This is a genomic window from Thalassotalea hakodatensis, from assembly GCF_030295995.1.
Lineage (GTDB): Bacteria > Pseudomonadota > Gammaproteobacteria > Enterobacterales > Alteromonadaceae > Thalassotalea_C > Thalassotalea_C hakodatensis.
In genome coordinates, this window is sequence record NZ_AP027365.1 from 1,989,100 (window position 1) to 2,001,347 (window position 12,248).

Below are 12,248 nucleotides of genomic sequence, written 5' to 3' on the forward strand. Positions count from 1 at the left end.
AGTTTCTTTGGTTGATATGATTAAATTCACCGTAAAGTAATACGCTTTAGTGGATGTCATTTTGATATACCTTTACCCGGCAAATAAAACGGAAAATTTATTGCTGTTAGCTAGTAAAATCCAAGAAGTTTCGCCTTTACCGTTGTTTTCACAAGACGTTTATATTGTACAAAATGCAGGTATGCAACACTGGTTGAGTATGTCTTTAGCTCAATCATCAGGTATAAGCTTTAATCATCAATATGCATTGCCAGCCCAGTTTTTGTGGAAATTAATGCGTGCTTTGGTATTGCCAAAGCATATGATTGATCAAGATCCGTTCACTCGAGAAGCATTAAGTTGGCGAATTTATCAGTTGTTAGCGTCCAGTGAGATTATCGAAGATAGTGACTTTAGCTCTGTTACAGAATACTGGTTTAGTAATATATCTCAGCAAGATCCGTTAAAGCGCTATCAACTTTCTTGCCAAGTTGCTGATTTATATGAACAGTATTTAATTTATCGTCCTGATTGGTTAACTCAGTGGCAAAATAACGTAATACCTGATGAATTCAATCAAACGAGTACCTTAGCAAAAGATGAATGCTGGCAACGAAAGTTGTGGGCGATGTTAACTCGTACACAATCGTATGATCCAATTGCACTTGTTAATCATGCAATTTCTCAATTGCCTGAAAAATCTGACTTATTACCTAAACGTATTAGCTTCTTCGGCATAAATGCTATGGCACCCATTTGGTTATCCTTTCTGGAGCAAGTGAGCCAATATACACAAGTACATTTTTATCATCTCAATCCTTGTTTTGACTATTGGGGCGATATTGTTAGTGAAAAACAGGCTATCCAACAATTAAATAAATGGACAACTAACCTTGATCAGATGCATGAATCTGTGGGTAACCCTTTACTTGCTAATTTAGGGCAACAAGGACGAGAGTTTCTTTCCTTAATACAACAATATAGTACAGTTAGCATTGAGGCATTTGACCGAGATGACGCCCAAAATGATCTGACATTAACAGTGTTACAATCTATTCAACACGATATTCTAACCTTAACTGATAAACGGCAACAACCTGTAAACCAGCTCGATGACTCTATTGTGATCACTAGCGCTCACAGCGCTCTTCGTGAAGTTCAAGGTGTTCATGATTGGTTATTACACCAATTTAATAAGGATGATACGTTAACACCGAAAGATGTCTTGGTCATGTGTCCTCAAATTGAAGATTATGCGCCCTATGTAAATGCTGTATTCGCCCAGGGCTGGCAAGATTATGAGAATGATGTGCCGCCGCTGCCGTGCTCCATTGCAGATCGTGTTGCAAAGAATTCAGACCCTTTAGTCATCGCTTTTACTGAAATGCTGTCTTTACCTGATAGTCGATTTCAAGTCAGTCAAATAGTTTCTTGGTTGCGATTAGCAGCATTGCAAAGCCGTTTTAAGTTACAGTCTGCTGATGTAGATAAAATGGCGTTATGGCTGGAAAAAAGTGCCATTCATTGGGGGTTAGATGCGCAACATAAGTCGCAAGTGCTTGACGTTGAAAATGCCTCTGCCCAATTTACTTGGCAAAACGGTTTTTCTCGCCTATTACAGGGCTTTGCTTATGGTGATAATGAAGTTATTTTCGATGAACATTTATTGTTACCAGATATAGAAGGGCAAGACGCAGTATTACTCGGTTTGTTAATGGAGTTAATCGAACGGTTACAACAGTTTAGACAGGCGTTAAATCGAAGTAAAACGCCTGAAAAGTGGCATCTATTGTTAAGCGAGATGTTACTGGAATTTTTTGATGAAAGTCATGATAGTATTGCGCTAATTTCGACAGCCATTGATAACTTATTAACGTATACCAAACAAGGAAGTTTTGATGAAGACATTGAACTGAGTATCGTTAGAGAGTTTCTCACGGAACACTTTAGTCAACCTGATCCAGGTCGCCATTTTATGATAGGGCAAGTGACGTTTTGTTCTATGTTACCGATGCGTAGCATTCCCTTCAAAGTGATATGCATATTAGGGCTTAATGATGGTGACTTTCCACGTGTTAGAACACCGTTTGGTTTTGACTTGCTTTCTCAAGCAAAATCGCGAATCGGTGATCGGTCACGTCGGGGAGATGACAGGTATCTATTTTTAGAAGGGCTGTTATCAGCTAGGCAAGCATTATATTTAAGCTATCAAGGTCGTAGTATAAAAAATAATAAACAAAAACAACCCTCTATTGTACTCAATGAACTATGTGAATACTTGCATTTAGGTTACAGCTGGCAATGTTTTGCTGATCAAAACCAACATATTAGGCAGCTAGCTATGCATCCATATAGCTTGGCGAATTATGAAAATGAATATGCGAGTTTTGATGCTAATTGGTTTGCATTAGGTCAAAAAGTCAGCATTGCTCAAGTAACAGAGCAGCCAGATTCAATGCCATTTAATATTCCTGAACAACCTGAAAAGTCACTTGAGAGCATTGATGTTAAGCAACTGCTTCGTTTTTTAGCTCATCCAAGTAAATACTTTGCAGAGCAACAATTAGGTTTGTTCTTAGCCCAACAAACCGTTGAATTATCAAACAGTGAACCGTTCGTTGCTGATCACTTAAGTAAATACTTGCTTAAACAGCATGCGCTTATTGATTTATTGCAACACGCAACAAAAGATTTAACATCGGCTGAACAAGCGGTGTTATCTTACTGGCAGCAATACGCAGGGTTATCGGGTAAATTTGCAGATTCTTCAACAGGAAAAGAAGATATTGCTAAACTGCTTAATGATAGCGAAGCGCTCTATCATCATATTAATGAGACATTATTAGGTGAAGTTATCGAGCACGAGCTTCAAGTACCCGTTACAATAGCGCACTCATCTTTTAATCGCACGATAGATGTAACGCATCATGTGATGTCTAAAAACAATAAATTAATCGTAGTGAGAGCAAGTACGCCAAAAGCAAAAGATTATCTTCATTTATATTTTTCCTTGGCTTTATTGCAACAAGCACAGCAAACTGCTGAGAGCTCTGATGCTATTATGAATATTGATGCCAGTCAATGTACTGGCTATTTTTTTGATAACAAGGCACAAAAAATTATTACATTATCTTTATCTCATGTTGATTGGCAAACAATCACAAGGTTAATACTACATTTTATTCAAGGACAAAACGCAGCATATTTAACCAATGCAGATTTAGCATTAGCTATTGAAAATGCTAAAGTATTCGAACAACAGCAACTAGATAAATTATGGCAAGGTGACGCAAACAATCAAGGATTACACCAAGATCCATATCTACAATATTTTTGGCAGCAGTGCCCGGAACTATCATCGTTTACACAATCAATTTTTGAGGTTTACGGCAATTTATTCTCTTTGTTTACCAAGGAGAAAGTGTAATGTCAGCTATTGAGTTCTTACCCTTAATGGTGGCGAATATGCCCCTAAAAGGCCGTCATTTAATTGAAGCAAGCGCAGGAACAGGGAAAACGTTTAACATTACCCGGATTTATTTACGATTGTTATTAGAGCGAAAACTTACTGTACAGCAAATATTGGTGATGACTTTCACCAAAGACGCAACAGAAGAGATTCGAGGGAGAATTGATCAGTTTTTACGGACCACGTTAAACGATTGGGAAGAGCTAATTTTATCTGATGATTTTTTTACTGAAATTGCCAAAATTACACCACCTAATGAAGTTAAGGCTTTATTAAAAAGGGCTTTATTATTTTTAGATGAAGCAGCAATCTATACAATACATGGCTTTTGTAAAACAGTGTTATCACAACACGCTTTTGCCACAGGCACTGCGTTTAACGCAAATCTAGAAGCCCAACAGCATGATATTATCACCTTAGCGATTGAAGATTGGTATCGAACTTTATCTATTAAAGAGCCAGATACGTTTGCATTAGTGAGCGAATTTTGGTTAACACCACAGGCGTTTTCACAGCAATTTAGTCGGCTAATAGGGTACCGTGAACCCATTGAAGTAAAAGAGCCTAGCGATGAAATTGCACAGTTTTGTCAGTTAGCAATGCAAGCTCATAGCGATTTAATCACAGCCCAACCTTTTTTATTTGAACAGCTAGTAAATGCTAAACCCGCAAAAGAACAAGAAAGTAGAACATTAGAATTTACGCAATTACTTGATTGGTTAAAAGCCTGTAGTGACAATTACGAGTACAGTCAAGAAACAATGCCGACCAGTTTTTTTAACGGACGGCGCTTTGGGCGCTCAAAAGTTAAAGAGCAACTTGTTGAGATATTTTCAACCGTAAACCTTGTTAAGAAGCGTAAAGATTCGTTACTAAGTGATATTCGAAAACTGTATGCTTTAAAGGCAATTACTTCTGGGTTAGCAAACATTAATGAAAATGTTGTTGAGCAAAAAAGACAACAAAAAATGCTAAGTTTTGATGATTTGATCCAGTCATTAGCAGATACGCTAACAGATAGCAGTGCTGAACCCTTAATTCGTACACTGACGGCACAATATCCTTTTGCCCTTGTGGATGAGTTTCAAGACACTGACCAAGAACAATATCGTATTTTAAATGCGCTGTATCAAGATCAAGAAAACACCGGATTAGTAATGATCGGTGACCCTAAACAAGCAATATATGGTTTTAGGGGAGGCGATATTTTTACTTACATGGCGGCGCGTAAGGCAGCAACTTACCGGTGGCGTATGAACACAAACTGGCGTTCAACTAAGGCTATGATCACGGGTTACAATAGACTTTTTTATGGAAATGCTTTATCCGGCCAAGCTAAAGCTGTTTTTGGTTTTGGTATTGATTACAGTGTCGTAGATGCGTCGCCAAATCCTCGTTCAAGTATACTTAATTGCGAAAAAGCCTTGAATTTTATTCATTTTCCAACTGAAGATGATAAACCGGTTACTCAGTCTTTCAGACAATCGATGGCGAATTGGTGTGCCAATAAAATTATTTCTTTGCTGAAAGAGCAACCTGAATTGCGGGCTCAAGATATTGCTTTGTTAGTCCGTGATGGTGCGGAAGCACAAGAGATTAAACAGGCGTTGAAGCAGGCTGGATTGTCATCCGTTTACCTAAGTGATCGTACTAACCTTTGGCACAGCGAAGAAACCCAACACCTGATCCCATTATTAAAAGGTATATTAAACCCTGAAAGCGACCGTTATTTTTGTAGCGCTATGGCTAATCCATTATTAGCTATATCGCCTAGCGAATATTACAAAATTCGTGGTGATGACTTGCAATGGCAACAGTATAAACAGCTATTTATTGATTTAAAAGCCATTTGGGTATCACAAGGCTTTGTCACCATGGCATTGAAATTGATGCATACGTTAATAGCAATAAAAGGCCATGAAAGTGAACGGAGTTTAACAAATTTATTGCATTTATTTGAATTGTTACAAGCGAAAAGTCAGCAGTTAAGGCAACCAGATGAATTATTGCACTGGCTTGAGCAACAGTATCAACAAGAATTACCAGATCAAGAAACAGAACTTAGGTTAGAAAGTGAAGAAAATCTAATCAAAATAGTGACACAACATGGTGCTAAGGGATTAGAATATCCTGTTGTATTTATTCCTTTTAGTACTCGAGCTAAGAACCCGCTACGTTTCGGCACTAAAAATATACAAGCAATTACTTATCATGATGAAAATGAACATGCGCGAGTCACCCTGTCTGCAGACGAACAAGCATTAACTGCGATGGCTAATGAAGCTTATGCAGAGTCGATCCGTTTATTGTATGTGGCGGTTACTAGAGCTGAACAACATTGCTTTGTGCTTACAACATCATTTGATAAATATCATTTGTCACCACTAGGCAAGACCTTAATGTTATCCGCCAATGATGACTTATTAAATGCGATTACACAGTTAGCTCATGAACAGCCTAATGAGATCACCGTGACGGTAGTTGATGACATTTTAGTTGAGCACTATCAGCAAAAACAACTCGATGTAAAAAATGCTGAGGTTGCTAAATTCCAAGGTAATATAGAGCGAGATTGGTGGTTAACATCGTTTACCGCCTTAAATCGAAATTTACGTGATGTAGGGGTTTCGCAACCTGAACGTAATGACGATCCCCTAAATAGCCAAAGTGAATTACCCAATCAAGCACTTAATGTTGATCATCAAGGTCAATTAAGGTTTGCATTAACTAAAGGCGCAGCTGCAGGTAACCTATTACATGATATTTTAGAGCATGCTTCGTTTAAAGAGCCTAATTGGTCTGTTGATTGCCAGTGGCCATTGAATAAATACGGAGCGCTACCAGATGGCTTTGAACAAAAACATTTATATGATTGGCTTGATGATATTGTTGGTACTCCGTTAATTGAACAACAAACTATCGATAATTTTAGTTTATCGACAATAGACAATTCCCGCTGCTTAAAGGAAGTAGAGTTCTACTTCCCATTAGAAAGAGTCAGCACCAAAGCATTGGCGAGTTTTTTGCTAAATCATCGAAAACAACAATGTCAGGTACATCATATACCCGAGATTCAACGACAGTTGTACTTACCTGCATTTAAGTCATTAAAAGGCATGATGCATGGTTTTATTGATTTAATTTTTGAGCATCAAGGAAAATATTATGTCTGTGATTATAAATCAACGCATTTAGGGAACGATTTTAGTGACTATCTACCCTCTGCGTTACTTGTTGATATTCAACGTCATCATTATGATTTACAGTATTTGATTTATGCTGTGGCGTTGCATAGGCACTTAAAAAAACAGCTTCCTAATTACCACCCAGATCAACATTTTGGCGGAATTTTGTATTTGTATCTTCGTGGTATGCAGCCAGAACAAGGTACCTCTGGAGTTTTCTATACATCGATATCTTCATTATTATTGACCCAACTAGATTCGCTTTTTGATAGCCAATTTGTCGAGTTAGGAGTAAACACGTAAATGTTGAGTGTTAACGTTAAGCAACATACTGACTTTAAAGCACCATATAGTTCGGTAACGCATGCTAAAAATCATTTATATGCGATAGAATCGATAGATTACTTTTTGGCTGTGCAGTTAACACCTGTGTTAGCAATGAGATTTGATGAAAATAGGCCATTAAGCAATGAAAACATAGCAGAATTATTTCATTTACTTATTGCGTTGAGTCAAGCATTACGTAGTGGCCATACTTGTTTGCCTTTAAACCACGTTGCTACGCGCTTTCTATTTCGTTTTGCAGATAAACAAGGTGTTATTACTCATCAAGGGTATCATTTTACTTCAATTACAGCGCTTATTGAGTTGCTAACTCAGTGTAATAATTTAGCCTCCGGCGAATTACCCATTGTGTTAAGTAAAGAAAATTTATATTTAAGACGTTATTATTGTTTTGAGCGACAAGTTATTGAATATTTACATTCAGTAAATCGCCAACAAACAGCGTTAAGCGCCAGTAAACTGAAGATAATAGAAAATACGCTTGCACAATTGTTTGTTGAAAATCACCAAGGCTCTCAAGCGGTAAATACAATAGATTGGCAAGAAGTTGCAGTTGCTAATGCGTTAACTAAACATTTCAGCATTATTGCTGGAGGACCTGGTACCGGTAAAACTTATACCGTTACTAAATTACTTGCAGCCTTGGTTATGCTAGCTCAGCAAACACCTTTAAAAATCGCGCTAACAGCACCTACAGGCAAGGCAGCTCAACGTTTGTCTGAGTCGATTAATAAAGCACTTTCTGGGTTTAGTGAAAGCATATCTGCGGACATATTAGCTAAAATTCCAACAAAGGCACAAACCCTACATCGTTTATTAGGGGTAATTCCACATTCACCAAACTTTAAACATCATCAACAAAACAAACTGTCGGTAGATGTCTTGTTGATTGATGAAGTGTCAATGGTCGATTTACCAATGATGGCTAGGGTAATACGTGCTTTACCTGAAGGTTGCCGTATAATTTTATTGGGTGATGCTCAACAATTACCTTCAGTTGCAGCAGGTAGTCTATTATCCGATTTAGCACCAATCTCTACAGCTGTTTATAGTAAAGAAAATGCAACGTATTTAATGCAGGTTACAGGTAGTGAAAGTCTATGTAGCCATAAAACACAATTCGTTGATCATGTTACTTACTTAACACATAGTCGCCGCTTCTCTAGCGAAGGGGGGATTGGACAGTTAGCAGCTCAGGTGATTAATGGGCAAGCAGAACTAAGCTGGCAGTTGATCAATCAACAAGTAGATGAAAAAGCAAGCGAACTTTTAAGATGTTCGTACCAACATATTCAGTCTATCTTTCAACAAGCTGTCGAGTATTACCGTCAAGTAATGCGAAGTGAATCGGTTGAACAAGCTTTTAGTGTATTGGCTGATTTTCGTATTTTAACGGCCATGCGTGTGGGTCCGCTAGGTGTTGATGACATCAATGACACGATTGATGAACGACTTCGTGCTGAAGTGCCAGCGCAGCAGTTATCTGGTGCACTTTATCAAGGTAAACCTATTATGATCACAACCAATGATTACACACTTGGTTTATATAATGGCGATATTGGTATTGTTTGGCCTAACGAGCTTGGACAACTTGTTGTATTTTTTGAAAATGAAGAAGGGGGCTTTTCACAATATATACCTTCTCGTTTACCCGCTTTTGATAAGGTTTATGCGATGACAATTCATAAAACACAAGGTAGTGAATTTACCAATGTTGTTATGGTATTACCTGAACGGGCTGAAAATCAGTTATTATCCCGTGAGCTTGTTTATACAGGCATTACACGAGCAAAATCACATCTAACCCTTGTTACTAACAAAGAAAGTTGGTTTAACGCTATTGAAGCAAAGGTAACAAGATTTTCTGGAATTAAATTAATAGATTAATATGCAGTTACAAAATATTGACAAAACATTATACCGCCAGCGTTTAAATCGCATTATCATCAGTTTTATTTTAAACCTCACATTGTTATCGTTATTGTTCGGCTCACTTTTTATTAGTGTCTTTAGTGATAATAGCATTAACTTTGAAATGGCTAATAATACTGATGCACCAAGTAATTTTTCTTATAACTTAGCCGGTGTTATCTGTGCACTAGTAGTATGTGCTGCATTACTGCATCGGTTAAGAAAAACAGCTTATTTTCATCAGGTATACTATGTGTGGCAGTTAAAACAACTACATAACAAGATTTATCGTAAACTAAATATTATTAATAACATGGCGATGGAAAATGGTGATCACCAAGCGTTAATAATACTCAACTTTTATTATCAAAGTTTAAAACAAGTTTACCAACTTGATGATAATACACTGACGATGTCGTCTGTGAATCAAAAACATCAAGCAGTGAAAGAAAAGGCAGAACAGCAGCAGTTGCAATTGGATAAAGAACAATTTACTGAAAACATGTTAAAAGACATTACTCAAGGAGAAGAAGAATGATTGGTTATGTAACTTTAGGTACGAATGATCTACCGCGCTCAGTGTCGTTTTACGATGAATTATTATCGGTGATAGGTGCAGGGCGTTTTATGGAAACCGACCGGTTTGTTGTTTGGGCAACAGCGCCAGATAAAGCGGGTTTAAGTGTAACTTTACCTCATGATGAAAAAGCTGCCACTGTTGGTAATGGTGTGATGGTGGCTTTAGAAATGAATTCAAATGAGCAAGTTGATGCACTTTACAATAAAGCGATAGCATTGGGTGCTACCTGTGAAGGAGCACCAGGGCCAAGAGAATTTGATGGTTTTTATGCGGCTTATTTTAGAGATTTAGACGGTAATAAACTGAACGCTTTTCATTTCGCCCAACCAGAATAGGCGGGTAAACTTTAAATAAAAGAGGTAAAGTTGATTACCTCTTTTAAATCTTTGCTACTCGCTGTATTGTTATCTGAACCTTTAAATCGATACGAGTTATTTTTGTATTGCTAACAACATGATAATAATAAGCTTATGAGAATCTTTACTACACTAAATTTAACCACATTGGCAATTTGCCTATCATTAACTCCCCAATCAAAAGCCGAGGAAGAGGCGAAATTTGCTATTGCTATCCACGGTGGTGCTGGCGCTATCAGCCAAAAGAAAATGACCCCAAAAGTCAGAGCACAGTATGATGCTAAGCTTACTGAAGCAGTCAATACTGGTTACGCGTTACTTGAAAAGGGTGCTTCTAGCGAGCAAGCCATTATCGCAGCTATTCAAATTATGGAAGAGTCGCCGCTGTTTAATGCCGGTAAAGGTGCGGTTTATACTTATGATGAACACCATGAGCTTGACGCTTCAATTATGGACGGTAAAACATTAAATGCTGGTGCCGTTAGCGGCGTTAAAACAGTAAAAAGTCCGATAGCGTTAGCACAATCTGTTATGAACAACTCTGTACATGTCATGTTAAGTGGCGAAGGAGCGGAAGCTTTTGCTAAACAAGAAAACCTAGCATTAGTAGAGAACCAATACTTTAATACTGAAAGACGTTATAAATCGTTACTACGTGCGAAAAAGAAATTACAACAAAAAGCACAGGAACTGAAAGATTATCAAGCGGCACACCAAACATTAGATGTAGAATATAAAGTAGGCACCGTCGGCGCTGTTGCGTTAGATAAGAACGGAAACCTAGCTGCAGGTACTTCTACTGGCGGTATGACTGCAAAACGATTCGGACGCATTGGTGACGCACCTATTATTGGAGCTGGTACTTATGCCAATAATAACAGTTGTGCGGTTTCTGCCACAGGCCATGGTGAGTATTTTATTCGCTACCACGTTGCCGCAGATATTTGTGCCAGAATGGAATATCAGAATATTTCAGTAGAACAAGCTGCCGATACGGTGATTAATAAAGTGCTTGTTAAGGCTGGTGGAACAGGTGGTGTTATTGTTATTGATAAACACGGCAATATTACGATGCCATTCAATACCGAAGGAATGTACCGTGCAAGTCGTGCTTCTACAGGTGAAACTAACGTAGCGATTTTTAGAAATGAATAAACTATTCCTATGCATACCAATGCTTTTATTAGCAGGCTGCTCTGATGATGTTGGTAAAGTAAGTTTAGGCTTATTTACCACGAAAGATGTGGTTATTGAAGCTAAAAAAGACCCGAAAATACCTGGCGTTACTTGCCACATTAGTCATGTTGAAGCTGATTTAGATTTTGCAGACCCCTCCGATATGAGCATTGCTTGCCGTCAAACCGGCGTTATCACTGCAGCGCAAATTGCGCAAATAGATCGTTCTAAAAATGGTGAAATTGTCTTTAAACAATCTAAAAGTATTTTATTTAAAAGTTTAAAAGTACGTCGTATTTTTGATGAAGAAAACCAAACGTTAATATATTTATCGTACTCAACCAAAGAATCTAGCGGCAGCCATCACCATTCTATTTCGACGGTTCCTTTGTTCGGTAGCCAAGCATTGCAAGCTGGGTCATTGCCAAGTAGAACATTGAATAATTAATGTATGTTTAACTTCATTTTTTCCCGTAAACCACTGATTGATTCAGAGACTCAACAATGGTTATTTTCGTGTGTTGAATGGGCAATAAGCACTTTTGAACAGCAATACTTTACGGATCACACCGAACTTATATTACCCACGAATAAATTTTACCCCGGTAGAGTTGCAAGTGTTGAACAGATGGCGCGAACAATTTTTGAAAATACTAAAAGCTATTGTGGCTTATCCAATTGGCCTTTTATGTTGAAGCCTTTTCAATATAAAACGCAACAACAATTACCTCATTTAACTATCACCGGTTCCTTAAGAGGTGAGCAGTCTAAGGTAATAGCCAATGATGAATCATCCCTAATTGAAGTTGGGTATCTAGCAGCACAAATTAATCAACCGCAAGATATGATTGCCACTTACGTTCAGCAATTTGCTAGTGTCTTGGTGTTATCTGCGAAAGTGTTACCTCCTGGAGGTAAGCCTATGATACAGCAAGCAATTGATGTATTAGCATGTGTGATGGGCTTTGGTGTTATGTTTACAAATACAGCTTATCAATTTAAAGGGGGGTGTGGTTCATGTTATAACCCTCGGGCAAATCGTCAAGTAGCGTTACCTGAAAACGATATGCTTTACGCCCTTGCTATATTTTGTGTGCTTAAAAATGAACACTATAAGAATGTAACCCCACATTTGAAAAAACATTTACGGTCTTCATACAAAAAAATGTTTAAACAAGTACAACTACTTCAAAGTAGTTCTGAAAAAAATATTTTGACAATCGCATGATAATCTTGGGAATTATTAC

8 protein-coding genes are annotated in these 12,248 nt (G+C 37.8%); all 8 read left to right on the forward strand.

Annotated elements, in window-relative coordinates; all coding sequences use genetic code 11:
* Positions 1-61: 61 nt before the first annotated feature.
* Entirely contained in the window at positions 62-3,406 is a 3,345-nt protein-coding gene (recC, locus tag QUE72_RS08715) for an exodeoxyribonuclease V subunit gamma (protein ID WP_286272788.1), read from the forward strand.
* On the forward strand, positions 3,406-6,936 hold the full coding sequence (gene recB, locus QUE72_RS08720) for an exodeoxyribonuclease V subunit beta (protein WP_286272789.1): 3,531 nt from the start codon (positions 3,406-3,408) through the stop codon (positions 6,934-6,936). Before recC ends, recB begins: the two co-directional genes overlap by 1 nt.
* Positions 6,937-8,865, forward strand: coding sequence for an exodeoxyribonuclease V subunit alpha (gene recD, locus QUE72_RS08725; protein ID WP_286272791.1), 1,929 nt, complete (start codon positions 6,937-6,939; stop codon positions 8,863-8,865).
* 1 nt (position 8,866) lies between these two features.
* Positions 8,867-9,427, forward strand: coding sequence for a DUF3087 family protein (locus QUE72_RS08730; RefSeq protein ID WP_286272792.1), 561 nt, complete (start codon positions 8,867-8,869; stop codon positions 9,425-9,427).
* On the forward strand, positions 9,424-9,804 hold the full coding sequence (locus tag QUE72_RS08735; protein WP_286272794.1) for a VOC family protein: 381 nt from the start codon (positions 9,424-9,426) through the stop codon (positions 9,802-9,804). The genes QUE72_RS08730 and QUE72_RS08735 overlap by 4 nt, the downstream gene beginning before the upstream one ends.
* Before the next feature lie 135 nt (positions 9,805-9,939).
* Complete coding sequence (locus QUE72_RS08740) at positions 9,940-10,980, forward strand: isoaspartyl peptidase/L-asparaginase family protein (protein ID WP_286272797.1); 1,041 nt, start codon at positions 9,940-9,942, stop codon at positions 10,978-10,980.
* Entirely contained in the window at positions 10,973-11,449 is a 477-nt protein-coding gene (locus tag QUE72_RS08745) for a CreA family protein (protein ID WP_286272799.1), read from the forward strand. The genes QUE72_RS08740 and QUE72_RS08745 overlap by 8 nt, the downstream gene beginning before the upstream one ends.
* A gap of 3 nt (positions 11,450-11,452) precedes the next feature.
* The gene (locus QUE72_RS08750) at positions 11,453-12,229 is read left to right on the forward strand and encodes a hypothetical protein (protein WP_286272801.1); all 777 of its coding nucleotides are present in this window, start codon (positions 11,453-11,455) and stop codon (positions 12,227-12,229) included.
* The last annotated feature ends 19 nt before the right edge of the window (positions 12,230-12,248 follow it).

What these genes read in the sequence shown, in the direction of transcription:
- recB (WP_286272789.1), top strand. Translation starts at nt 3,406, where the DNA reads ATGTCAGCTATTGAGTTCTTACCCTTAATGGTGGCGAATATGCCCCTA.
- recD (WP_286272791.1), top strand. Translation starts at nt 6,937, where the DNA reads ATGTTGAGTGTTAACGTTAAGCAACATACTGACTTTAAAGCACCATAT.
- QUE72_RS08730 (WP_286272792.1), top strand. Translation starts at nt 8,867, where the DNA reads ATGCAGTTACAAAATATTGACAAAACATTATACCGCCAGCGTTTAAAT.
- QUE72_RS08735 (WP_286272794.1), top strand. Translation starts at nt 9,424, where the DNA reads ATGATTGGTTATGTAACTTTAGGTACGAATGATCTACCGCGCTCAGTG.
- QUE72_RS08740 (WP_286272797.1), top strand. Translation starts at nt 9,940, where the DNA reads ATGAGAATCTTTACTACACTAAATTTAACCACATTGGCAATTTGCCTA.
- QUE72_RS08745 (WP_286272799.1), top strand. Translation starts at nt 10,973, where the DNA reads ATGAATAAACTATTCCTATGCATACCAATGCTTTTATTAGCAGGCTGC.
- QUE72_RS08750 (WP_286272801.1), top strand. Translation starts at nt 11,453, where the DNA reads ATGTTTAACTTCATTTTTTCCCGTAAACCACTGATTGATTCAGAGACT.